Annotated in this window: 21 protein-coding genes; 7 read left to right on the forward strand and 14 right to left on the reverse strand. The window is 72.9% G+C overall.

Annotation, left to right across the window (positions count from 1 at the left end; translation table 11 throughout):
• Both BFV98_RS17420 and BFV98_RS17425 read right to left on the reverse strand, forming a co-directional pair.
• Positions 1 to 366, reverse strand: coding sequence for a hypothetical protein (locus BFV98_RS17420; protein ID WP_013283629.1), 366 nt, complete (start codon positions 364 to 366; stop codon positions 1 to 3).
• Positions 363 to 3,554: an SseB family protein gene (locus BFV98_RS17425; RefSeq protein WP_071098914.1), complete on the reverse strand. Its 3,192-nt coding sequence runs from the start codon at positions 3,552 to 3,554 to the stop codon at positions 363 to 365. The genes BFV98_RS17420 and BFV98_RS17425 overlap by 4 nt, the downstream gene beginning before the upstream one ends.
• 152 nt (positions 3,555 to 3,706) lie before the next feature.
• On the opposite strand from BFV98_RS17425, the gene mycP reads away from it, so the two are divergent.
• Positions 3,707 to 4,921 carry a type VII secretion-associated serine protease mycosin gene (mycP, locus tag BFV98_RS17430; RefSeq protein WP_030274502.1) on the forward strand — a complete coding sequence of 405 codons (1,215 nt, stop codon included), beginning with the start codon at positions 3,707 to 3,709 and terminating at the stop codon, positions 4,919 to 4,921.
• A 61-nt stretch (positions 4,922 to 4,982) separates the two neighbouring features.
• On the opposite strand, the gene BFV98_RS17435 is transcribed toward mycP, so the two are convergent.
• Both BFV98_RS17435 and BFV98_RS17440 read right to left on the reverse strand, forming a co-directional pair.
• A complete protein-coding gene (locus BFV98_RS17435) occupies positions 4,983 to 5,276 on the reverse strand; it encodes a WXG100 family type VII secretion target (RefSeq protein ID WP_013473567.1) in 294 nt (97 codons plus the stop codon).
• A gap of 20 nt (positions 5,277 to 5,296) precedes the next feature.
• Complete coding sequence (locus tag BFV98_RS17440) at positions 5,297 to 5,614, reverse strand: WXG100 family type VII secretion target (protein WP_018787788.1); 318 nt, start codon at positions 5,612 to 5,614, stop codon at positions 5,297 to 5,299.
• 245 nt (positions 5,615 to 5,859) lie between these two features.
• Between BFV98_RS17440 and eccE the strand changes: the two genes are divergently transcribed.
• From eccE to rarD, 4 genes are all read left to right on the forward strand, one after another.
• A complete protein-coding gene (gene eccE, locus BFV98_RS17445; protein WP_030274504.1) occupies positions 5,860 to 7,662 on the forward strand; it encodes a type VII secretion protein EccE in 1,803 nt (600 codons plus the stop codon).
• A gap of 67 nt (positions 7,663 to 7,729) precedes the next feature.
• Positions 7,730 to 8,116, forward strand: coding sequence for a phage holin family protein (locus BFV98_RS17450; RefSeq protein ID WP_013283623.1), 387 nt, complete (start codon positions 7,730 to 7,732; stop codon positions 8,114 to 8,116).
• A gap of 103 nt (positions 8,117 to 8,219) precedes the next feature.
• Positions 8,220 to 8,708: a GNAT family N-acetyltransferase gene (locus BFV98_RS17455; RefSeq protein ID WP_013283622.1), complete on the forward strand. Its 489-nt coding sequence runs from the start codon at positions 8,220 to 8,222 to the stop codon at positions 8,706 to 8,708.
• Positions 8,705 to 9,637, forward strand: coding sequence for an EamA family transporter RarD (gene rarD, locus BFV98_RS17460; RefSeq protein WP_071097111.1), 933 nt, complete (start codon positions 8,705 to 8,707; stop codon positions 9,635 to 9,637). The genes BFV98_RS17455 and rarD overlap by 4 nt, the downstream gene beginning before the upstream one ends.
• 91 nt (positions 9,638 to 9,728) lie before the next feature.
• Here rarD and BFV98_RS17465 read toward each other — a convergent pair whose 3' ends face one another.
• Together BFV98_RS17465 and BFV98_RS17470 are read right to left on the reverse strand one after the other, a co-directional pair.
• A complete protein-coding gene (locus BFV98_RS17465; RefSeq protein WP_013283620.1) occupies positions 9,729 to 10,418 on the reverse strand; it encodes an anti-sigma factor in 690 nt (229 codons plus the stop codon).
• The gene (locus tag BFV98_RS17470; protein ID WP_013283619.1) at positions 10,415 to 10,984 is read right to left on the reverse strand and encodes a sigma-70 family RNA polymerase sigma factor; all 570 of its coding nucleotides are present in this window, start codon (positions 10,982 to 10,984) and stop codon (positions 10,415 to 10,417) included. Before BFV98_RS17470 ends, BFV98_RS17465 begins: the two co-directional genes overlap by 4 nt.
• Positions 10,985 to 11,154: 170 nt before the next feature.
• Between BFV98_RS17470 and BFV98_RS17475 the strand changes: the two genes are divergently transcribed.
• Complete coding sequence (locus BFV98_RS17475) at positions 11,155 to 13,281, forward strand: PhoX family phosphatase (RefSeq protein WP_013283618.1); 2,127 nt, start codon at positions 11,155 to 11,157, stop codon at positions 13,279 to 13,281.
• Between the two features lie 117 nt (positions 13,282 to 13,398).
• Here the strand turns inward: BFV98_RS17475 and BFV98_RS17480 are convergent, their stop codons facing one another.
• A complete protein-coding gene (locus tag BFV98_RS17480) occupies positions 13,399 to 14,181 on the reverse strand; it encodes an IclR family transcriptional regulator (protein ID WP_013283617.1) in 783 nt (260 codons plus the stop codon).
• Positions 14,182 to 14,334: 153 nt separating this feature from the next.
• Here BFV98_RS17480 and BFV98_RS17485 point away from each other — a divergent pair, with 153 nt between their 5' ends.
• Positions 14,335 to 15,525 carry an MFS transporter gene (locus BFV98_RS17485; protein WP_071098916.1) on the forward strand — a complete coding sequence of 397 codons (1,191 nt, stop codon included), beginning with the start codon at positions 14,335 to 14,337 and terminating at the stop codon, positions 15,523 to 15,525.
• Between the two features lie 138 nt (positions 15,526 to 15,663).
• Here the strand turns inward: BFV98_RS17485 and BFV98_RS17490 are convergent, their stop codons facing one another.
• From BFV98_RS17490 to nuoI, 7 genes are all read right to left on the reverse strand, one after another.
• Positions 15,664 to 16,704, reverse strand: coding sequence for a polyprenyl synthetase family protein (locus tag BFV98_RS17490; RefSeq protein WP_013473560.1), 1,041 nt, complete (start codon positions 16,702 to 16,704; stop codon positions 15,664 to 15,666).
• A gap of 87 nt (positions 16,705 to 16,791) precedes the next feature.
• Positions 16,792 to 18,345 (reverse strand): NADH-quinone oxidoreductase subunit NuoN, encoded by a 1,554-nt coding sequence (nuoN, locus tag BFV98_RS17495; protein WP_013283614.1) that lies wholly within the window; start codon positions 18,343 to 18,345, stop codon positions 16,792 to 16,794.
• On the reverse strand, positions 18,342 to 19,874 hold the full coding sequence (locus tag BFV98_RS17500) for an NADH-quinone oxidoreductase subunit M (protein ID WP_013473559.1): 1,533 nt from the start codon (positions 19,872 to 19,874) through the stop codon (positions 18,342 to 18,344). Before BFV98_RS17500 ends, nuoN begins: the two co-directional genes overlap by 4 nt.
• 64 nt (positions 19,875 to 19,938) lie before the next feature.
• Entirely contained in the window at positions 19,939 to 21,900 is a 1,962-nt protein-coding gene (gene nuoL / locus BFV98_RS17505; RefSeq protein ID WP_013283612.1) for an NADH-quinone oxidoreductase subunit L, read from the reverse strand.
• A gap of 7 nt (positions 21,901 to 21,907) precedes the next feature.
• Positions 21,908 to 22,207, reverse strand: a complete 300-nt coding sequence (gene nuoK, locus BFV98_RS17510; protein ID WP_013283611.1) for an NADH-quinone oxidoreductase subunit NuoK — start codon at positions 22,205 to 22,207, stop codon at positions 21,908 to 21,910.
• Positions 22,208 to 22,262: 55 nt separating this feature from the next.
• Positions 22,263 to 23,033, reverse strand: coding sequence for an NADH-quinone oxidoreductase subunit J (locus tag BFV98_RS17515; RefSeq protein ID WP_013283610.1), 771 nt, complete (start codon positions 23,031 to 23,033; stop codon positions 22,263 to 22,265).
• Positions 23,030 to 23,677, reverse strand: coding sequence for an NADH-quinone oxidoreductase subunit NuoI (nuoI, locus tag BFV98_RS17520; protein ID WP_013283609.1), 648 nt, complete (start codon positions 23,675 to 23,677; stop codon positions 23,030 to 23,032). Before nuoI ends, BFV98_RS17515 begins: the two co-directional genes overlap by 4 nt.

A 23,677-nucleotide genomic window follows, 5' to 3' on the forward strand; every position in this document is an offset into this window, starting at 1 on the left:
TCAGACCCGCTGCTCGCCCAGGTCGGCCACCTCGGCCGCCGGCGCCCAGCCCTGGTAGACGCCGAAGTCGAACGCCTCCAAGCCCATCGCCTCGGCCACCGGCCAGCGCCCGCCGGTGTACTCCAGCCGCAGCCAGCCCTCGTGCTCGGCCAGCACGATGAACGGCTGGCCCTGCCAGGTGCAGGTGGTCCGCACGTACGCCAGATCGTCGACCTCGGCGGCCGGCACCACCCGGACGTACCGGCCGGGGCGCACCTCGGTGAATCCCTCGTCCGGGCCGGGCTGGTACAGGCGGATGTCGTCGCCGTCGGGGCTGGCCTGGTACTCCCGCCCCCGCCAGCGGGCCACGTAGCCGTCGCGGCTCACGCCTCGCCCGCCTTCCGCCACAGCAGCTCGTCGGTGTCCAGGACCGCGACCAGCCTGCTGTCACCGTCCGCGTCGACCCGCCACAGCTCGGCGCCGTGCGGGAGCCGGGCGCTGTCCACCTTGAACTCGGCGATCACGTCGCTGCTCTCCCCCGGCGCGAAGCCGTTGCCGCGGAACGGGGACCGCTCGATCACCCAGCCCTCCATCGCCCGCATCGCCGCCTCGTTCGGGCCGCCGTACGGGATCCGGTAGAGGCTCGGCCGGTAGGCGGGCCAGCGCAGCAGGTAAATCTCGTCGTCGTCCGGGGAGAACGGCGAACCGGGGTGGCCGAGGCCGAGCGCGCGGTACAGCTCCGCCGGGGTACGCAGGTGTGCCAGTTCCCCGGCCCGGTGCACGAATCCGGAGACCCGGTCGTAGCCACGCTCCAGGTAGTACGCGAGCTGGCTCGCCGCGATCGCCTTCTGCATGGTCACCGGCCGGTCCGCAGTGGTCGTGGGCGCCTCCGGACGCTGCCGCTCCGCCGGCTGCGGCGCGGCGGCCGGCTCCGGGTCGTCGCCGAGGCCCACCTCGGCCGCCCAGTTGGCGAGCGCGAGGACCTGCTCCCCCGGGTACGTCGCGCCGACCGGGCTGCCCGGGTTGACCCGGAACGACCACGCCACGTCCGGCCACCTGCGGATGAGCTGGACGAACTTGACCCGTACCGTCTCGATCTGGCCCTCGGTGTGCTCGGCCAGGCGTTCCGGCGAGGTGTAGACCGAGACGCACCTCCCGCCGTCGACCTGGTCGGCGTGCCAGACGAAGCCGGGGTCACCCGGCCGGCTGCCGGTGGCCGAGTCGGGCGCGACCGGCAGCAGCACCCGGGCCAGCAGCAGGGTGGTGAGGAAGCCGTCGGTGCTGCCGCTGCCCGCGGCGGCCAGCAGGTCCTCCTCGACGTCGTTCGCCGGTACGAACTCGGCGGCCGATTCGTCGCCTGACGGCTGATCGTCCGTCGTTTCGGAGGCCGCGGGCCCCGCCGTGTCCGGCGCCTGCGTGGACAGCGCCACGGTCGGCTCACCGGGCGCGAACAGCGACGTGGTGACCGGTTCGTCGCCGGTCGCCGGCTCGAAGAGGGACACGGTCGGCTGTTCCGCCGGCACGGGGTCGGACAGCGACGCGGTCGGCTCGGCCGGCGGGCTGGTCAGTGGCGCAGTGGGGTCGTCCGGCGCGGGGTCCGACAGCGACGTCGTCGACTCGGACGGCACCGGATCGAACAACGACACGGTCGGCTCCGCCGGTGCCCGGTCGAACAGCGGAGCGGTCTGCTCGGTCGGGGCCGGATCGAACAGCGAGACCGTCGGCTCGGCCCCATCCGGACCGGCCAGCGGCGCGGTCGACTCGGTCGAGACCCGATCGAACAACGAGACCGTCGGCTCGGCCGACGACGCCGACGACGACGCGAACAGCGGCGCGGTGGCCTCGCCTGCCGGGGGCGGCGGCTCGAACAGCGACGTCGTGGGCTCGGACTCCGACCCGAGCGACACGGTCGGCTCGTCGGGTGGCGTACTCCGGTCCGTCGCGGCGGTGGCCCCGGTACGGGCCGGCGTCGGCTCGGTGAGGTTCACCGTGTCGTCTGCGACCGGCGGGTCCACGGAGAGCGGCATCGTCGGGTCGGTGGTTCCGGCCCACGGCGTGGCCGCGCCCTCGGCCGGTTCCGCGCGTACCGGACCGGCCGGCTGCGCGGACCAGAGCGGCGCGGGCTCGGTCAGGTCGCGGGCCTCGATGACGGTGCCCTCGATGACGATGGGTGTGAAGTCGCGGCGTGGCGCGGGCGGCGCGGAGACCGGTTCGGCGATCGACGGAGGCAGTTCCTCCGCCGGCTCGTCGATCGTCTCCCACCGCGTGGTCTCGTCCTCGGTGCCGCCCGGCGCGGCCCTCCATCCGTCAGCAGTGGCCGGTCCCGCGTGGGCTGCCACGGCCGGTCCGGCGTGCGTCGCCGCAGCCGTTCCGGCGTCTGCCGGTCCGGCGTGACGGCGGGGCAGCGCCTCGGTGGCGTCCTCGGGCGGGCGGGTCGGCCGGAACGCCTGCGTCGCCTCGTCCGGCCGGGGCACTGGCGGTTCGTCCGGCCGCGCCGCGAACGCGTGGGTCGGACCCTCGCGTACCGGCTCGTTCAGCGGCCGTCGGCGCGGGAACGGCTGCCCGCCGGCGAACCGGGTCGGTGGGGTGGCCCGGTCGCCGGCCCGGCGCGACGGGTCCAGCGGCGACGGGCGCCGGGCCGAACGGCCACCGGACGAGGGCTCGAAGAAGGAGCGGGCCGGCGGCGGAGCGGAGGCGGCCGGCGGCTCGTCGGCCGGTGCAGCCGGGGCGGCGGCGAAGGGGTCCGGCTCGTCCGGGCGGCGGCGCAGGTCGGTGAGCCAGCCGTCGAGGGCGTCCGTATCCGCCTCGGCGCCGGAAGTGGTCCGGCTCGGGACGTCGCTGTCCGCCGCTCGGCGGCGCGGCGGCACGGTGGGCAGTCGCCGTCCCAGGACCGAGGCGGCCCGCATCGGCACCGTGGCCGGCTCGTCGGTCTCCATCAGCCGCTCGTCCCGGCCCGGCGCACCAGCACCAGCACCAGCAAGGGGTGGCACGGCCGGAGGCGGCACCGCGGGTGGCGGCACGACCGGAGGCGGAGCAGCGGCCGGCGGGACGACGGCAGGGGGCACCCGAGCAGGGGTGACGGCGGCCGGCGGGACGGGAACGGCGGGCGGGCGGGGCGCGGCCTCGGGCACCGTGTTCCGGGCTCCCCGGGTGGCGTTCTCCACCCGTTCCAGCCGGGCCCGGGCGCCCATCGTGCGTCCGGGCAGCCGGACGTCGCCCCGGGAGAGCTGAGCCACGTACCAGGCGGGCAGGTAGCCCTCGATCGGCAGCCCGGGGTTGACCGCCAGCCACCACTCGGGGTTCGGCCAGCCGGCCGCCAGGTCCGGGTAGGGGACGCGGCGGGTGGGGCCCGCGTTCTCCCCCAGGCTCGCACGCAGCGCGGCGACGGAGGTGAAGGCCAGCACGTGGGTGCGGCCCCCGGAGGTCCAGGTGCCCCACCCGGCGGTCGGTCCGTTCGCGACCGGAAGCAAGAGATCGACGCGGGTCAGCGCACGGAAGTACTGCTGCTGGTCCTGCGCGCGCAGCGCGTCCCGCATCGCCACCTCGGCCTCGGTGGCCGGCTCCCATCCGGTCACGGCCACCTCTCCTTCCGCGAACAGGCCACAGGCATCGCATACAACCTACAAGGTGGCAGCAAGATCAGGACTTCTGGCCATCGACGGTCGGCCCCGACGTGAGTGAGCCGCTAACATCCCGTTCCGGAGCCGACACGTTACGGAGGTCGTCGATGTCTCGGCCAGTCGCGTACCCCGTCGTGGCCGCCCTGGCGACGCTCCTCGTCGCCGGGGTTCCGGCCGCTCCGGCGACGGCTCGCGCACCCGCCGGCTGCGCCTCGCCGCCCGCGCCGGCCCGCCCGGTGGCGGACCAGCCGTGGCCGCAGCAGCGGTACGCCCCGGAACGGCTCACCCCCCTCGCAACGGGGGCCGGGGTCGTGGTCGCGGTCGTCGACTCGGGAGTGGACCGGTCCCACCCGCAGCTGGCCGGTCGCGTCCTCGACGGCGCCGACTTCCTCGATCGGAGCGGGGACGGCACCCGGGACTGCGCCGGGCACGGCACCGGGGTGGCGAGCATCATCGCCGCCGCGCCGCAGCCCGGCGTCGCGTTCCGCGGCCTCGCGCCGGACGCACGCATCCTGCCGGTACGGGTGAGCGAGCAGCAGGTGGTCGACGGGCGGGAGTCGGGGCGTACCGTCGACGCGGCCGGGTTCGCCCGGGCCATCCGCTGGGCCGTGGACCACGACGCCGACGTGCTCAACCTCTCGGTCGTGCTGTACGCGGACGACCCGGCCGTACGCGCCGCCGTCGCCTACGCGGTGCGGCGGGACGTGGTGGTGGTGGCCGCCGCCGGCAACCTGCACGACAACGGGGATCCCCGGCCCTACCCGGCGGCGTACGACGGGGTGCTCGGCGTCGGCGCGATCGGGCGGGAGGGGACACGGTCGGCGTTCTCCCAGACCGGCTCGTACGTGGACGTGGTCGCCCCTGGTAGCGAGGTGCTGATGGCGGCGCCCAGGTCGGGCCACCAGCGGGCGGAGGGGACCAGCTACGCCACTCCGTTCGTGGCGGGTACTGCCGCGTTGCTGCGCCAGTACCGGCCCCGGCTGAGCGCGGCCGAGGTGGCCGGCCTGATCGTGGCCGCCGCCGACCCGGCGCCCGGGCGGGACGCGGGCTACGGCGCGGGGGTGCTCAACCCGTACCGGGCGGTGACCGAGTCGGCCGGCGCGACCGATTCCCGCACCCGGCCGGGGGCGGCGCTTCCCGCCGAGCGGCCCGATCCGGCCGCGCTGGCCCGCCAGTCCCGCCGGGACACGGCCCGGGACCGGGCGCTGCTGGCCGCCGCCGTCGCGGGCGGGGCGGTGGCACTGGTGGCGGCGCTCGCCCTGGTGCTGCCGCGCGGCGCACGCAGGCGCTGGCGGGCGGCGGACCCGGCAGTTCCGAGCTGATCGCCGGCCACGCGCGACGCCGCGCGGCCCGGGTCACCTGCCCGGGCCGCGCGGCGTCGGTTCACTGGAACAGGTTGGCGTTGCGCTTCTCGGTGTCGAGGTAGTCGGTCGCGGAGTCCTCGACGGCGAGCTTGATGTCACGCAGCATCGCCTGGAGGTCCTGCGAGGCGGCCCGCCACCGGGACTGCCGCACCTCGTACGCCTCGCGGGCCTCGCCGTTCCAGCTCGCCACCAGCGGGGCGGCGTCGCGTTCGAGCTGACCGAGCTGACTCTCCAGCGTGGACAGCGCCCGTTGGATGTCGGCGCCCGCCTGTTGCAGGGCGGCGAAGTTGACGACCAGCACACCGTGCTCCATGGATTCGATCCTTCCGGTTGTCAGAGCGGCAGCTGGATGCCGCGGTTGGTGCCCGCCACCCGGCCGGCGGCCTCGGTGTCGGAGACGTCGTAGTGGCGGCCGGCGCTGCGGATCGCGGTCGCGGTCTCGCGCAGCGCCCGCTGAAGGGCGGCCTGGTCCTGCGCCCACTGCTGCTTGACCTGCGCGAACGAGCGCCCACCGGCACCCCGCCAGGCCTGCTGCAACACCTCCAGCTCGGCCATCAGGCCGCTGAGCATGGTCTGGAGCGACTGATCGACCTGCTCGAACTTCGCGGCGGTCTGCTGCATCACCGCGGCTTCTGCCTGGGTCTGGGACATCCCGGACGTCACCTCGTCTCCTCGGTCGTGGCTGGCCACCGTGTGACCACCGTGGACTCGTCGGCGGGGGTCCGGGGCCGGTGGAGGGGGAAGCCCGGTGGCGGCGGACACGCAACTCGACGATTTCGTCGCTGACGGTAGCCGCCCGACTCCGGTTCTGCTACCCCCTCGGGCTCCCCTGTGGACAACCCGCCCACTACGATGAGCCACGGCAGCGTCACGCGGAGGCCCGGCGAGGAGGTGCGGTGACCGCGAGCACGTCCGAGCGGCCCGCGTCCGTCCCGGTCCGCACGCCACAGTGGACGAGTCGTCCGACCGCTCGACTGCGCGCCGGCCAGATCGTGGCCACCCAGGTCGCGGCGGCAGTGCTGGTCGCAGCCGCCGGGCGGGGTGTCGTGCCGACGGCCGTCGCGCTGCTGTCGGCGGCCCTGCTGCTGCCGGCCGCGTGGGTCCGGGTGCGCGGCCGCTGGCTGCACGAGTGGCTCGTCACCGCTGCCGCGTACGTGACGCGGCGGCGCGCCCTGCCACCGGCGGCCGATCCGGCGGCGCTGCTGGGGCTGCTCCGGCCGGGCTCGGTGGTCGGCGCGACGGAGGCGTCCGGCGGGGCGGCCGTGCTGCACGACGCCGCCGGGCTGACCGCCCTCCTGGAGCTGGGCGACCCGGACGACCTGCTCGGCGACCACGCGCACGAGCTGCCCACGCCGTTCGACCTGCTTCCCCCGGCCGGTCCGGACGCCCCCGCGATCCGGCTGCAACTGGTGTTCTCGTCGTCGCCCGCACCGGTGCCCGCGGTTGCCGGCGGTCCGGCCGGGACGTCGTACCGCCAGCTCACCGACGGGCGGGTGGCCGCGCGGGCACGGGTGGTGCTGGCCGTCCAGGTGCTGCGCGCAGACGGCTGGCCGGACGAGGACCTGTTGCGGGCACTGTCCGGCACCCTGCGGCGACTCGTCCGCCGGCTCGGCCCGCTCACCGCCCGGCCGCTGGGCGGCGACGCGGCGCTGCGGATGATCGCCGAACTTGCCCACCACGAACCCGGAGCCCCGGTACGGGAGACCTGGCCGCTGCTCACTGTCGGTGGCTTGACGCAGGCCACCTGGCGACTGCGCCGGTGGCCGGATCCGCGTGGCGAGGCGGCCCGGGGGCTGGTGGGCCGCCTGCTCGCACTGCCCGCGACCGCCACCACAGTCGCGCTCACAGCCGGTCCGCGCACCGGCACCGCGCCGGTCCCGGCCGAGCTGGCGGTACGGGTGGCGGCCGGGAGCGCGGCCGGGCTGTCGACGGCGGAACGCACGCTGCGCCGGATCGCCGGTGACGTCGGCGGCGAGTTGCGCCGGCTCGACGGTGAGCACCTCGCCGGGCTGGCCGCCACGCTGCCGTTGGCGGTGACCGGTGGGGCCGCGTCCCCGGCCGGGTCGCCTCCGCCCGCGCTGGACCTGCCCTCGGCCACCGCCGGCCTGATGGTGGGCGCGAACCGGCACGGCGCCGCACTCACCGTCCGCCTGTTCCGCCCGGCCACGACCCGGGTGCTGCTCGTGGGCGGCGTGCCCGCGGCGCAACTGCTCGTGCTGCGGGCGCTGGCGCTCGGCGCGCGCGTGGTGGTGCAGACCGGCCGCCCCCGCTTCTGGGAGCCGTTCGTGCGGGGTGTCGGGACGGTCGGCGGCGGCGTACCGCTGCTCCCGCCGGGCCGTCCGGCCGGTGGCGCGCCCGGCTCGCCGCTGCACCCGCTGCTGGTGGTGGTGGACGCCGGCCCGGTGCCGCCGGAGGCCGGACCGGCAGCCGCCTGGCAGTCGGTGCTGGTGGTCCGCGACGAGCTGACCTCGGCCGACACGCCCGCGCTGGCCCGCGCCGACCTGGCGATCCTCCAGCCGCTCGACCCGGACGAGGCCGCGCTGGCGGGCGCGGCGCTGGGCCTGGGCGGTTCCGCCGAGTGGCTCACCCGGATCCGCGACGACATGGTGGCTGTGGTCAACCGGCGGGCCCTGCGCTGGGCGCTGCTCTCGCCCACACCTGTCGAGTCGCAACTGGTCGGTCGCCCGGCCCGGCACTGACGAGCCGCACCGCCGCGTACCAGGTCGAGCCTTCCCCTGGTGGTACGGCCGTGGCACGATCCCGGCCATGGATTTCCTGAAGGGTCTTCTGATTCGCGTGGGTTCGACGGCGGTGGCGTTCTGGCTCGCCACCCTGCTCATCCCGGGCATCTCGCTCGACTCCGACTCGGCCACCGAGACGGTGATCACGCTGGTGCTCGTCGCGGTCATCTTCGGTGTGGTGAACGCGGTGCTCCAGCCGATCATCAAGACCGTGGGGTGCGGCTTCTACCTGCTGACCCTCGGCCTGATCGCGCTCGTGGTGAACGGCCTGCTCTTCCTGCTCACCAGCTGGATCGCCGGTGAGGCCGGACTGCCCTTCCACGTGGACGGGTTCTGGCCGGAGGCGGTGCTGGGCGCGCTCTTCGTCGGCATCGTCACCTGGATCCTCGGCGCCGTCCTCGACCGCGACTGACACCGGCCCCGGCCGGCCGCCTTCGCGGCCGGCCGGGGCCACCAGGCCAGCAGCAGGGAATTGGCTGGCGAGGGCCCCGGCCGGGGGTACTAGCCTCGGCCGGGTGTTCACCCTGACCCGCGCGGACGGCTACGAGATCAGCACCGACCCGGATCGGATCGACCTGGACCGGGTGCACGTCTGGCTCTCCACCGACGCGTACTGGGCGCTGGGGCGGGAGCGGGAGACGGTGGCGCGCGCGTTCACCGGCTCGATCGGCTTCGGCGTCTACCGGCCGGGTGACGGACGGCAGGTCGCTGTCGCCCGGGTGGTCACCGACGGGGCCACGTTCGCCTGGCTCTGCGACGTGTACGTGGACCCGGCCGAGCGGGGTAGCGGGCTGGGCACCTGGCTGGCCGGCGCGGTCCGCGACCACCTGAACGAGCTGGGCGTACGCCGGATCCTGCTGGCCACGCTCGACGCGCACGGGGTCTACGCGAAGATCGGCTTCAAGCCGGTCGCAGCGGATCGGTGGATGGAGCTGGATCAGCGGGTGACGCCGGTCACCGATAAGGACCAAGATAAGGATCCACCACTTACGGTGGAGCGGTGAACCAGCTCCGGCTCGGCTACCTGTACGGCGTCGGCGCGTACCTGATCTGGGGTTTCTTCCCGATCTACCTGAAGCTGCTGCGCCCGGCCGGGCCGGTGGAGATCCTCGCGCACCGGATCCTCTGGTCGGTGGCGTTCGTGGCGTTGCTGCTGGCCGCCACGCGGCACGCCGGCTTCCTGCGCAAGCTGGCCCGGCGACCCCGGGCGCTCGCCGGCATCGGGCTCGCCGCCGCGCTGATCGCGGTCAACTGGGGCACGTACATCTACGGCGTGAACTCCGACCGGGTGGTGGAGACGGCGCTCGGTTACTTCATCAACCCGCTGGTGTCGGTGCTGTTCGGCGTCCTGGTGCTGCGGGAACGGCTGCGCCGCGCCCAGTGGGCGGCGCTCGGCGTGGGTGCGCTCGCGGTCGCGGTGCTCACCGTCGACTACGGCCGCCTGCCCTGGCTGGCGCTCACCCTGGCGTTCAGCTTCGCCGGGTACGGGCTGGTCAAGAAGCAGCTCGCGCTGCCCGCCACGGAAGGGCTGTTCGTCGAGTCAGCGGTGCTGGCGCTGCCCGCACTGGCGTACCTGGGGTGGCTGTCGGCGCGCGGCGACTCGACGTTCGGGCACGTCTCGGCCGGGCACACCGCGCTGCTGGTGCTGGCCGGGACCGCCACCGCGATCCCGCTGCTGCTGTTCGCCGGGGCGGCGAACCGGCTGCCGCTGTCCACTGTCGGCATGCTGCAGTACCTCGCGCCGATCCTCCAGCTCGGCTGCGGCGTGCTGATCTTCCACGAGCCGATGCCGCCGGCCCGGCTGGCCGGCTTCGCCCTGGTCTGGCTCGCCCTGGTGGTCTTCACCGCCGACGCCCTGCGCCACTCCCACCGCACCCGCCAGGCCGCCCGCACCCCGACCGCCCCCACCCCCACCCCCACCCCGTCCCGCTGATCTTGCACTTACCGCCCCGGCGAAAGGGGCGAACCACCCGCACCGAGGGCCACAAGTGCAAGATCAACGGAGAGAGCGGGCGGGGGCGGGGTCAGCGCAGGTCGTAGGCCAGGACGGGGGCGTTTGTTCCTCGGAGCAGCTCCAGGCGGACCAGCTCGCCCTTGGTGAAGCGGGTGACGCCGGAGAAGCGCAGGTCGTCACCGGGGGCGGCGAGCCACGAGCCGATCTGCTCCGTCGCGCCGTCCGGGCCGTGCGCCACCAGCCGGAACGTGTACGCCTCCCGGTGCCCGGCCCGCCTGTCGTACCCGCAGTGCATGGTGACCTCGGTGCCCCACGGCGTCTCGGTCAGCCCCACCTCGGCGTGCACCGGCACCGTCCCGGCCACCGGCCGCATCGAGGCCAGCGCCACCGGCGGCTTCGTCGGCTCGGCGGGCGACTGCACGAGTCCCACGCCGACGCCCGCCAGCACCGCGAGCGCGGCGGCGGCGAGCGCTGTCAGCGCGTACCGTCGGCGGGAGCGGGACCGCTCGCGGCGCTTGCGCTCGCGCGCGGCGTCGAGCAGCGCGGGCACCCGCGACGTCTCCGGCCCGACCTCCAGGAACTGCTCCAGCCCGGCCGGGTCGAGCCGCCCCAGCAGGCCGGGCAGCACGGCGATCTCGGCCACCGCCTCCCGGCACTGCGCGCACCCGGCCAGGTGCCGCTCGTAGGCGACCCGGTCCGCCGGGGCGAGGGCGCCGAGCACGTACGCCCCGTCGTCGTGCGCGAACTCGCAGCGTGTCACCCGGTCACCCCCATCTCGGCCAGCGCCAACCGTAGTGAGCGCAGTGCGTAGTGGGTACGCGACTTCACCGTCCCCGGCGGTACGCCCAGCCGTGCCGCCGCCTCCGCCACCGAACGTCCCTGGTAGAAGCACTCGACGAGCACCTCCCGGTGGGTCGGGCTGAGCCGGTTGAGCGCCTCGGCCACGGTCCACGCCTCCACCGCGCGCTCCGTCTCGTCGACCGTCTCGGCGGTCTCGGGCAGTTCGTCCGTGTAGACCTCGCCGACCCGGGCCGAACGCCGCCGCCAGGCGTCGATCGCCAGGTTCCGCGCGGTGGTGAACAGCCAGGCGCGTACCGAGCCGCGTCGCGGGTCCAGCGACTCGGGGTGCCGCCAGGCGCGCAGGAGCGTCTCCTGCACCAGGTCCTCGGCCCGGGGCCGATCGCCGTTGACCAGCCGCAGGGCGTGCGCGTACAACGCGTCGGCATGCTCGTCGTGCAGCGCGCGCAGCAGTTGGGCGTCGTGGTCGCTGATGGCGGTACCTCGCTTCCGGCGGCGGGGAAACCGGCGATGCGTTCGCCCTTCCATACGTGCCGTGACGCCGAACGGTTCATCCGCAGGTCAACGCGGAGCTGTTCACGTCCGGTTCAGGTCCGGGCCGATCCCCGCTCACCGTGCCCTGGCAGCGTCCGGCGGGTGAGCGCCCGGGCCGTCTCGCCCGCGCGCCTTCCGACGTTGAGATCAGGAGGCTCCACCTCATGAGCGACCGGCCTCGCCTGCTTCCGCTGCTGGGTGGCACCCGCCACGGCAGCCGCGACGCGATGACCTGTCTGTACCGGTGCGGCAACGCGTGTGACCACCCGGTGCCGAACCCGACCGACAACCCGTACTTCGGCGACGTGGTCGACACCGAGATCTCCCGGCGCGGCGTGGTCCGGGCCGGCGCGGTCGGTGCGCTGGTGCTCGGCTTCGGCGGCGCCGCCGCGGGCGCGCTCGCCGGCGCCGCGCCGGCCGCCGCTGCGCCCGCCGCCCCGCCCGTGCCCGGCGGCGGCGAGGTCTCGCCCGCCGGCGCGGGCCGCCCTGGTAGCGGCGCGTTGACGTTCAAGCCGATCCCGCCGAACAAGCTCGACACCCTCGTGGTCCCCAACGGGTACGACCACTCCGTGGTGATCCGCTGGGGTGACGAGGTCGTGCCCGGCGCGCCCGCGTTCAGCCTCGGCCGGCAGACCGCCGCCGCCCAGTCCAAGCAGTTCGGCTACAACAACGACTTCGTCGGCGTGCTCCCGATCGACCGTCGGCGCGCGCTGCTCGTGGTGAACCACGAGTACACCAACGAGGACCTCATGTTCCCCGGCTTCAGCAGCCAGGACGCGCTCACAGTGGAGCAGGTACGGGTGGCGATGGCCGCGCACGGCATGTCCGTGGTGGAGCTGGAGCGGGTGGAGAACACCGGTCAGTGGCAGCCGGTACGGCGTGGCCGGCGGGAGTACAACCGCCGGGTCACGGCGCTGGCGACGAAGTTCGAGCTGACCGGCCCGGCCGCCGGCTCGTCGTGGCTGCGTACCGCCGCCGACCCGAAGGGCCGGACGGTGATCGGCACGCTCAACAACTGCGCCGGTGGCGTCACCCCGTGGGGCACAGTGCTCTCCGGCGAGGAGAACTTCAACCAGTACTTCGTCGGCGGAGACGGCGCGCCGGAGGAGCAGAAGCCGAAGCTGGCCCGGTACGGCATCCCGACCGACGTGCGCCACCCGAGCGGCAGCCGCAAGTGGGAACGGGCGGACGAGCGCTTCGACCTGGCCAAGCACCCCAACGAGGCGAACCGGTTCGGCTGGATCGTCGAGATCGACCCGTTCGACCCGCAGGCCAAGCCGCGCAAGCACACCGCGCTGGGCCGGTTCAAGCACGAGGGCGCGAACGTCATCGTGGCGCGCAACGGCCGGGTGGTCGCGTACATGGGCGACGACGAGCGCTTCGACTACCTCTACAAGTTCGTCTCGGACAAGAAGTTCATGCCGGGGAAGTCCTCGGTGGCGCGGCGGCACAACCTGACGCTGCTGGAGTCGGGCACGCTCTACGTCGCGAAGATCGAGGGCGACAGCCCGGCCGCCGAGATCGACGGTTCCGGCAAGCTCCCGGCCGACGGTGGGTTCGGCGGCCGGGGCCGCTGGATCAAGCTGGTCAGCGGCAACCGCTCGTACGTCGACGGCATGACCGCCGCGGACGTGCTCACCTTCACCCGGCTGGCCGGGGACAAGGTCGGCGCCACCAAGATGGACCGGCCCGAGGACGTCGAGCCGAGCCTGCTCACCGGCAAGGTCTACGTGGCGCTGACGAACAACAGCGACCGCGGCAAGGCCGGCAAGGCGCCCGCCGACGAGGCGAACCCGCGCAACAGCAACAAGCACGGGCAGATCCTGGAGCTGGTCGAGGACCGCGGCGACAACACCGCCGAGACCTTCGCCTGGTCGCTGCCGATCGTCTGCGGCGACCCGGCCGACGCCTCGACCTACTTCGCGGGGTACGACAAGACGAAGGTCTCCCCGATCTCCTGCCCGGACAACGTCGCCTTCGACGCCACCGGCAACCTGTGGATCTCGACCGACGGCAACGCGCTGGGCAGCAACGACGGCCTGTTCGCCACCGCCGTCGAGGGTCCGGAGCGGGGCCACCTGAAGCAGTTCCTCACCGTGCCGCTCGGCGCGGAGACCTGCGGCCCGTTCATCACCGGCGACAACCGTTCGGTCTTCGTGGCCGTGCAGCACCCCGGCGAGGTTTCCGGCGCGTCGGTGGAGAACCCCGCCTCCACCTGGCCGGACGGCGACTTCGCCAAGCCCGGCGTGGTGGTCACCTGGCGCCTCGACGGCGGCCCGGTCGGTAGCTGACCCACCCCGGGGGCGGTCCGGCGCTGGACCGCCCCGCGAGGGGCCGCCGACCCACCAGGTCGGCGGCCCCTCGTCAGTTCTCGGAGGCGGTCCCGGCGGGGATCGGCGCGCGGCGAGTCAGTTCTCGGAGGCGATCCCGTCGGCGATGGCGCGCGCGGCGGTGAGGAGCTTGGCGCGGACCACCCGGGCCGATGTCATCATCTCGCCGGCCGGCAGCGCGCAGGCCAGCACCACCCGGCGCTCGATGTCCTTGTCCGGGCTGACGAGCACCGCGGCGCACGCCACGCCCTGCCGGAACTGCCCCAGCTCCAGCTGCATGCCGCGCCGGTCACCGGCGGCCAGGTCCGCCTCGAACGCCTCGACAGTGGTGAGGGTGGCGGTGGTGAACGGGCGCATGCCGTACTCGCGCAGGTAGCGGAAGCGCTGTTCGGTGGTGAGCGTGGCGAGCAGGCTCTTGCCCAGCGCGGTGGCGTGCGCGCCCTCGTCGAAGCCCGGCACCAGGTCCTCCATGTAGGGCGAGCGCGGCCCCTCGGCGGACGCGGTCACCGCCACCTGCCCGCCGACGAAACGGCCGAGGTAGTGGCTCCAGCCGGTGTCCGACGCCGCGCGGCGCAGCGCCTCGCCCACCGCCGGCGGCCCCCGGAACGCGGTGACCAGCTCGCGGTAGCGGTCGGCCACCTCCAACCCCACGATGTACGTCCCGTCCTCGCGCCGGATCACGTAGCCCTCGTACGCGAGCGTGCGCACCAGGTGGTAGGTGGTGGCGACGGTCAGCTCGCAGCGCCGGGCGATCTGCTTCACGGTGAGCCCTCTCGGCGCACGGCCGACCGACTCGAGCACTCGAAGCGCGCGAGACACGCTACGGATCAGGTCCGAAGGTTCCGCCAAGGGGTCGCGCACAACCACCTCCGCCGCCGGGGACTTACACCATATGAAAAACCGGCCGAGTGCGAAATGCCTGTTCGGATGGAGGATGCCAGAAGACCGGACACAGACCGTGTGTCGACGGACACGATGAGCAGCCAAAACGTCCGGGCGTAAGGTGTGCTCGCGATGACTGAAACAGTTTCGCGAGTCGCCTCTCCGGCGTCCCGCCACGCCGTCACGGTCGGCGCGGGCGCCACCCTCACCACGATCGTGTGCGTCCTGCCCGTCTTCCTGGTCGGTGGGCTCGCCGTCCAGCTCGCTGACGAACTCCGCTTCAGCCCGGCCGGGCTGGGCCTGGCCGTCTCGATCTACTTCGGCGTGAGCGCGCTCGCCTCGGTGCCCTCCGGCGCCCTGGTCGAGCGCTTCGGCTCGGCCCCGGTCGCCCGGGCCGCCATCCTGCTCTCCGCCGCCTCGCTGCTCGCAGTGGCCGGGCTGGCCCGGTCGTACCCGATCCTGGTGGCGCTGCTGGCGCTCAGCGCCGCCGCCAACGCCCTCGGGCAGCTCGCCAGCAACGCCGCGCTGGCCGAGCACGTACCCGCCCACCGGCAGGGCCTCTCGTTCGGCGTGAAGCAGGCCGCCGTACCGGCCGCTACGCTGCTGGCCGGCCTGGCGGTACCCACTGTCGCGCTCACCGCCGGCTGGCGCTGGGCCTTCGTGGCCGCAGCGGTGGCCGCGCTCGCCGTGCTGCCGGCCGTACCCCGGGCCGGACGGGACCGGCAGGCCCGGACCGCCTCCGGTCGCGGTCCCGGCGGCACCGGCCCGCTCGTGGTGATCGGGCTGGCCGCGACGCTCGCGGCAGCCGCGGCGAACGCCCTCGGCACGTTCCTGGTCGACTCGGCTGCGGCGCGAGGGCTCTCCCCCGGCCTGGCCGGCCTGACGCTGACCCTGGGCAGCGTGGTGTGCGTGCTCGCCCGGGTGGGCGTCGGCTGGCTGGCCGACCGGCGCACCAGCGGGCACGTCGGGCTGATCGCCGGGATGCTGCTGACCGGCTCGGTCGGCCTCATCCTGCTCGCGGTGGCCGGATCGGCGCCGCTGGTAGCGGGCGTGGTGCTCGGCTTCGGTCTGGGCTGGGCCTGGCCGGGGCTGATGAACTTCGCCGTGGTCCGGCTCCACCCGCAGGCCCCGGCCGCCGCCACCTCGATCACCCAGACCGGGGTGTACGCGGGCGGCTGCCTGGGTCCGCTCGGCCTGGGCGCGCTGGCCGGCGCGGCGGGCTACCCGGCGATGTGGCTGACTGCTGCCGCGGCGATGCTCCTGGCCGCCCTCCTGATGCTGCTGGGCGCCCGCCTCCTACGCCCCACCCCCACCCTCCCCTGACCGTCCGCGTCGCCCCCGAGCCCCGTCGCGTCGATCATGAAGTTAGCGGCGCGACACGCCGTATGGGCGGCCGTCAACTTCATGATCGACGAGAGCCCGAGCGAGTGAGGGTGGGCGCGCGGGGGGTCAGCGCAGGGGTCAGCTGGTGCGGTCGGCGATGTAGTCGCAGAGGGACTCCAGCGCGCGACGCGCCGGACCCTCGGGCAGCGGAGCCAGCCGGGCGCGTGCGTCCTCGGCGTAGCTGCGCACCGTCTCCCGGGCGCGCTTGAGCGCCGGCGACTCCCGCAGCAGGCCCAGCGCCTCGGCGTGCAACGCGTCGTCCACCAGCGGGCCGGTGGCCAGGATCTCGCGCAGCCGTACGCTCGCCGCGTCCGCGTCGTCGGAGGCCATCGCGTAGAGCACCGGCAGGGTGGGTACGCCCTCGCGCAGGTCGGTGCCGGGCGTCTTGCCGGACTGGACCGACTCACTGGCGATGTCCAGCAGGTCGTCGGAGAGCTGGAACGCGACGCCGATGATCTCGCCGTACTCGGCCAGGGCCTCGACGTGCTCGGGAGCCGCGCCGCCGAACATGCCGCCGAAGCGGGCCGAGGTGGCGATGAGTGAACCGGTCTTCTCGGCGATCACGTGCAGGTAGTGCGCGACCGGGTCGGTGTCGCGCGGGCCGACCGTCTCGGCGATCTGGCCGTGCACCAGCCGGGCGAACGTGCGCGCCTGGAGGCGTACCGCCTCGGGGCCGAGGTCGGCGGCGATGTCCGCGGCCCGGGCGAAGAGGTAGTCGCCGACCAGGATGGCCACCGAGTTGGTCCAGCGGGAGTTGGCGCTCGGGGCGCCACGCCGCACGGCAGCCTCGTCCATCACGTCGTCGTGGTACAGCGTCGCCAGGTGGGTGAGCTCCATCACCACGGCGGCGGGGACGACCTGGTCGGTATCCGGGTCGCCGAACTGGGCGCCCAGCGCCACCAGCAGCGGACGGAACCGCTTGCCGCCGGCCTCGACCAGGTGCCGGGACGCCTCGGTCACCAGCGGATCGGCGCTCGCCACGCTCGCCCGCAGGCTCGTCTCGACCCGGTCGAGCACGCCCAGCACTGAGGCTTCGACGCGCGGGTCGGCGAGATGCAGGCCGAGCGCGCCGAACTGACCTGAACGCTCGCCAGCCGGGTTCGCCACGTCCTCAACCATGCCACACCCGTTCGACCTGCTCGTCGACGGGGATACGCCGGGGGCCGGCACGCCACGGCGTACCGGCCCCCGGTGGGATCACCTCTGTCATCTGACGAATTCGGCGGCACCGGTCGTCAGGTCGAGCAGCGGGCCGGGCACCACGCCGAGGACCAGCGTGGCGAGCACGCCGATGACCAGGGCGGCCGAGGTGAGCGCACCGGGCACGGTCACCGTCGGGGTGGACTCGCCCGGCTCGGACAGCCACATCATGACGACGACCCGCAGGTACGGGAACGCCAGCACCATGCTGGTCAGCACGCCGGCGATCACCAGCCACGCCTGGTTCGCCTCCAGGGCCGGGCCGAAGACCGCGAACTTGCTGGTGAAGCCGCTGGTCAGCGGGATACCGGCGAAGGCCAGCAGGATGAACGTGAAGATCGCCGCGAAGAACGGCGAGCGGCGGCCCAGCCCGGCCCAGCGGGACAGGTGGGTGGCCTCCCCGTCGGCGTCGCGCACCAGCGTCACCACGGCGAACGCGGCGAGCACCGAGAAGCCGTACGCGGCCAGGTAGAACATGGTACCGGAGAGCCCTTCACGGCTCGGTGCCAGCACACCGACGAGCAGGTAACCGGCGTTCGCGATCGACGAGTACGCCAGCAGGCGCTTGATGTCGGTCTGGGTGACCGCCAGCACCGCGCCGACCAGCATGGTCAGCACCGCGATCGCGCCGAGCACCGGGGTGAAGTCCCAGGAGGCCCCGGCGAACGCGACGTGGAAGACGCGCAGCAGCGCCCCGAACGCGGCGACCTTGGTGCAGGCCGCCATGAAGCCGGTGACCGGGGTCGGCGCGCCCTGGTAGACGTCCGGCGTCCAGACGTGGAACGGCGCGGCGGCGGCCTTGAACAGCAGGCCGATGGCGAGCAGCGCCATACCGGCGAACAGCAGCACCGGGCTGGACGGGGAGTCGGTGACCGCGGCGTGCACGGTGGCGAAGTCGACGCCGGCCGTACGGCCCGGGATGCCGGAGGTGAAGCCGTAGATGAGGGCCACACCGAACAGGAAGAACGCCGAGGCGTACGCGCCGAGCATGAAGTACTTCAGCGCCGCCTCCTGGCTCAGCAGACGCCGGCGGCGGGCCAGCGCGCAGAGCAGGTAGAGCGGGAGCGAGAAGACCTCCAGCGCGACGAACATGGTCAGCAGGTCGTTCGCCGCCACGAAGATCAGCATGCCGCCGATCGCGAACGACATCAGCGGGTAGACCTCGGTGGCGCCACCGACGCCCTCGGCCTGCCGCCGGTCCTCCGCCGACTCGGCGGTGACAGCGGCGTGCGCCACGAAGGCGCCGCCCCGCTCCACGGTGCGCTCACCGACGAGCAGCAGGGCCATCACCGCGAGCACCAGGATCGCGCCCTGGAGGAACAGCGTCGGGCCGTCGATCGCGATGGCGCCGCCGATGGTGATCAGCCGGTCGTCGGCGTTGAGAATCACCATGACGATCGCGGCGAGCATCGCCACCAGGGCGAGCCCGAGTTGCACCGCGTTGCGCAGACGACGCGGCACGAACGCCTCGACCAGGACCCCGAGCAGCGCCGCACCCAGCATGATCAGGATGGGAGCGAGCGCCGCGTAGTCGATCGACGGCAGCCTCAGTTCACTCACTTCGCGGCCTCCTGGACGCTGCCGACCTCAGGGGCGGGGTCGGACTTGCCGACGTCCTGCATGGTCGCCTGGACGGCGGGGTTGATGACGTCGGTGACCGGCTTCGGATAGAAGCCGAGCAGCACGATCAGCGCGATCAGCGGCGCGACGACCACCTTCTCGCGCAGGGTGAGGTCACGGCGCATGCCCTCGACCTCGGTCAGCGCCGGGTTCAGCGTGCCCTGCGTGGTGCGCTGCACCATCCACAGCACGTACGCCGCCGCCAGGATGATGCCGAGCGTGGCGATCACGGCGACCGGCTTGTTGACGGTGAACGTGCCGATCAGCACCAGGAACTCGGAGACGAACGGCGCGGTACCCGGCAGCGCCAGTGAGGCGAGACCGGCGAAGAAGAGCACACCGGCCAGCACCGGCACCAGCTTGCCCGCGCCGCCGAAGTCGCTGATCAGCGCCGAGCCGCGCCGGGCGATCAGCATGCCGACCACGAGGAACAGCAGGCCGGTGGCCAGGCCGTGGTTGAGCATGTAGAGCACCGCGCCGGTGCCGGCCTGGGTGGTGAACGCGAAGATGCCGACGCCGATGAACCCGAAGTGCGCGATCGAGGTGTACGACACCAGGCGCTTCAGGTCGTTCTGACCGACCGCCAGCAGCGCGGCGTAGATGATGCCGATGACACCGAGCGCCAGCGCCCACGGTGCGAACCAGCGCGACGCCTCCGGGAACAGCGGGAGGCAGTAGCGCAGGATGCCGAACGTGCCGACCTTGTCCAGCACGCCGACAAGCAGCGCGGCGGCGCCGGCCGGTGCCGCGCCACCGGCGTCCGGCAGCCAGGTGTGGAACGGGAAGAACGGCGCCTTGATCGCGAAGGCGACGAAGAAGCCCAGGAACAGCCAGCGGGCCGTGTCGGTGGCGAACTCCGCCTGGCTCAGTGCCTGCCAGTCGAAGGTCTTCCCGCCGACCACCCAGAGGCCGATCACCGCGGCCAGCATGAACAGACCGCCGACCAGCGAGTAGAGGAAGAACTTCACCGCCGCGTACTGCCGCTGGTGGCCGCCGTAGCTGCCGATCAGGAAGTACATCGGCACCAGCATGACCTCGAAGAACACGTAGAACAGGAAGACGTCGGCGGCGGCGAAGACGCCGATCATCGTGCATTCGAGGACGAGCAGCAGCGCGAAGTACGCGGGCACGGAGCGCTTCGACGCCTCGGCGTCGTGCCAGGACGCCAGGATCACCAGCGGCACCAGGATCGCGATCAGCATCAGCATGACCAGCGCGATGCCGTCCACCTCGAAGGTGAAGTTCACGCCCCAGTTCGGGATCCACGGGTACGACTCGCGGAACTGGAACCGGTCACCGCCGGCGGAGAAGGCGAACCACATCACCACCGAGAGCACCAGCACCAGCAGCGACCAGCCGAACGCCACCAGCTTGGCCAGGTCCGGACGGCTGCGGGGCAGCAGTGCCACCACCAGGGCGCCGACCAGCGGCGCCACGGTCAGCACCGAGAGGAACGGGAAGTTGGACATTATTCGGCCTTACCTCCGTCGTGACTGCGTGGCCCGCCGGCGGGGGCGGCCGCGTTGAGGTCGATCACGCCAGCCACCCCGCCTGCACCGCCAGGAACGCCGCCACCACGAGCAGCGCGCCGGTCAGGATCGAGGTCGCGTACGACCGCACGAAGCCGGTCTGGAGCCGCCGGAGCCGGCCCGAGCCCCCGCCCACGGCGGCGGCCAGGCCGTTGACCAGCCCATCGACGCCCCGGTTGTCGAGGAACACCAGCGCCCGGGTGAGGAAGATGCCCGGCTTCTCGAAGACCGCCTCGTTGAAGGCGTCCGTGTAGAGGTTCCGGCGGGCGGCGGTGACCACCACGCCGGCCGGCTGCGGCTCGGTGGCCGTGCCGGAGCGGAACAGGAACCAGGCCAGCCCGGCGCCCAGCACGGTGAGCAGCAGCGACAGCGCGGTGAGCAGCCAGTGCGCCAGCACGGGTGCGTGCTCCCCGCTCTCGGCGGCGAGCCCGTTGGTGGCGGTGAGCCAGTCCGGCACGGAGGTGGCGAGCAGGAAGCCCGCGCCGACCGAGCCGACCGCCAGCAGGATCAGCGGGACGGTCATCAGCTTCGGCGACTCGTGCGGGTGCTCGATGTCCTCGGTCCAGCGCTTCGGGCCGTGGAACGTGAGCACGAACAGCCGCGTCATGTAGAACGCGGTGAGCCCGGCGCCGAGCAGCGCGGCCATGCCGAACAGCCAGGCCGTCCAGCCCTCCCGCTCGAACGCGGCCACGATGATCGGCTCCTTGGAGAAGTAGCCGGAGAACGGGAACATGCCGATGATGGCGAGCCAGCCCATCATGAACGTCAGCCAGGTGACCTTCATGTACTTGGACAGCCCGCCGAAGCGGCGGATGTCCACCTGGTCGTTCATGCCGTGCATGACCGAGCCGGCGCCGAGGAACATGTTGGCCTTGAAGAAGCCGTGCGCCAGCAGGTGCACAATGGCGAGCGCGTACGCGCCGCCGCCGAGACCGACGCCGAGGAACATGTAGCCGATCTGGCTCACCGTGGACCAGGCCAGCACGCGCTTGATGTCGTCCTTGGCCGCGCCGATGATGCAGCCCATCAGCAGCGTGAGCGCGCCGACGCTGACCACCACGAGCTGGAGCGTCTCGTTGGCCGAGAAGATCGCGTTGGAGCGGGCGATCAGGTAGACGCCCGCGGTGACCATGGTGGCCGCGTGGATGAGCGCGGACACCGGGGTCGGGCCCTCCATCGCGTCCGGCAACCACGCCTGGAGCGGGAACTGACCGGACTTGCCGGCCGCGCCGAGCAGCAGCAGCAGGCCGAGCACCAGCACGGTGGTCGAGGTCATCGAGCCGACCCCGTTGAACACCTCGTCGTACTGGGTGGTGCCGAGCACGGCGAACATGATGAAGATGCCGATGGCCAGGCCGGCGTCGCCGACCCGGTTCATCAGGAACGCCTTCTTGCCGGCGGTGGCCGCGCTGGGCCGGCCGTACCAGAAGGAGATCAGCAGGTACGACGCCAGGCCGACGCCCTCCCAGCCGAAGTAGAGCATCACGTAGTTGTTGCCGAGCACCAGCAGGAGCATGGCGGCGACGAACAGGTTGAAGTACGCGAAGAACAGCCGCCGGCCCGCGTCGTGCGCCATGTACTCCACGGCGTAGAGGTGGATCAGGAAGCCCACCCCGGTGATCAGCAGGACGAAGACCGCGGCCAGCGGGTCGAAGAGCAGACCGAAGTCCACCTTCAGGTTGCCGACCGCCATGAAGTCCCAGAGGCTCAGCTCGACCTGCTTGTTCTCCAGCCCGCGCAACTGGAAGAAGTAGGTGAGCCCGAGCACGAAGGCGGCGCCGATGGCGCCCACTCCCAGCCAGTGGCCCCAGCGGTCGGCCCGCTTGCCGAGCAGCAGCAGGATCGCCGCGCTGACCAGCGGGATCGCCACCAGCAGCCAGACACTGCCCAGCATCCCGTCCGCCGTGGCGAAGGTGACGGCTTCGGCTGGCTCAGACTGGGCGATCGTCAGAATCTGTTCCACCACGAGCCCCTCAGTACTTCAGCAGGTTGGCGTCGTCGACGCTGGCCGAGCGCCGGGTCCGGAAGATCGCCATGATGATCGCGAGCCCGACCACGACCTCGGCCGCCGCGACCACCATCACGAAGAACGCCATGATCTGGCCGTTCAGGTCGCCGTTGATCCGGCTGAACGTGACCAGGGTCAGGTTGGCCGCGTTGAGCATCAGCTCGATGCACATGAACAGCACGATCGCGTTGCGCCGGACCAGCACGCCCACGGCGCCGATGGTGAACAGCACCGCCGCGAGGATGAGGTAGTAGTCCGGGGTCACCGTGCCAGCCTTTCGTTCGCGACTGCGGGGCTCCGCTTCGCTGCACTCCTCGCGCTCACCGATCAGTCCCCTTCGGTGCGGTCTCCTCGGCCGTCAACTCGCGCACCGGCATGATCTCCGGGATGCTGCGGTCGGTCAGCCGGCCGTCGGGCAGACGGGCCGGGGTGGCCACCGAGGAGGACGTGGCGTAGACGCCCGGGCCGGGCTTCGGTCCGGGGTAGTTGCCGGGGCGGAACCGCGCCTTCATGGTGGCGATCTGGTCCATCCGGTCCGCCTTGCGCCGCTCCACGTGCGCCAGCACCATCGCGCCGACGGCGGCGGTGATCAGCAGCGCCGAGGTCAGCTCGAAGGCGAAGACGTACTTGGTGAACAGCAGCCGGGCGATGCCCTGGACGTTGCCCTCGCCGTTCGCCTCGTCGAGCCCGACCGGCTGGACGCCGTCGAGCGCGCGGTAGAGGCCGGTGCCCACCAGGCCGGCGAAGCCGAGCCCGAGGACCACGGCGGCGACCCGCTGGCCGCGCAGCGTCTCGATGAGCGAGTCGGACGCGTCCCGGCCGACGAGCATCAGCACGAACAGGAACAGCATCATGATCGCGCCGGTGTAGACGATGATCTGCACCATGCCGATGAACGGCCCGGCCTGGAGCACGTAGAACACGCCCAGGCAGAGCATGGTCAGCACCAGCCAGAGCGCGGAGTGGACCGCGTTGCGGGCCCACACCATGCCGATCGCCCCGAGCAGGGCCAGCGGCGCGAGGATCCAGAAGGTGACCTCCTCACCCCCGGACACCTGGCCGGCGGCGGCGAGCACCGTAGCCGAGGTCATGCCTTGCCTCCCTTGCCCGCCGCGGCGGCGGACCGCTGCTCGGCCTGCTCGGCGCCGGGGAAGGTCACGCCGGGGTGCTCCTCCACCTGGTACCGGCCGGGGCCCATCGGCGAGCGCTCGGCGCCGGCCGAGGTGCCCGGGTTGGTGAGCGCGCCGACGTAGTAGTCCTTCTCGCTGTCGCCCAGCCGCATCGGGTGCGGCGGCTGCTCCATGCCTTCGAGCAGCGGCGCGAGCAGCTGCTCCTTGGTGAAGATCAGGTCCTGCCGGTTGTCCCGGGCCAGCTCGTACTCGTTGCTCATGGTGAGCGAACGGGTCGGGCAGGCCTCGATGCAGAGCCCGCAGAAGATGCACCGGGCGTAGTTGATCTGGTAGGTGCTGGCGTACCGCTCACCAGGAGAGAAGCGCTGCTCCTCGGTGTTGTCGCCACCCTCCACGTAGATCGCGTCGGCCGGGCAGGCCCAGGCGCACAGCTCGCAGCCGATGCACTTCTCCAGCCCGTCCGGGTGCCGGTTGAGGATGTGCCGCCCGTGGTAGCGCGGCGCCGAGACCGGCGGCTTGAACGGGTAGTCGGTGGTGACGACCTTCTTGAACATGTGCGAGAAGGTGACACCGAAGCCCTTGAACGTTCCGGTGATCGCGCCCAC

It is taken from the genome of Micromonospora sp. WMMB235 (genome assembly GCF_001855515.1).
Taxonomy (GTDB): Bacteria; Actinomycetota; Actinomycetes; order Mycobacteriales; family Micromonosporaceae; genus Micromonospora; species Micromonospora aurantiaca.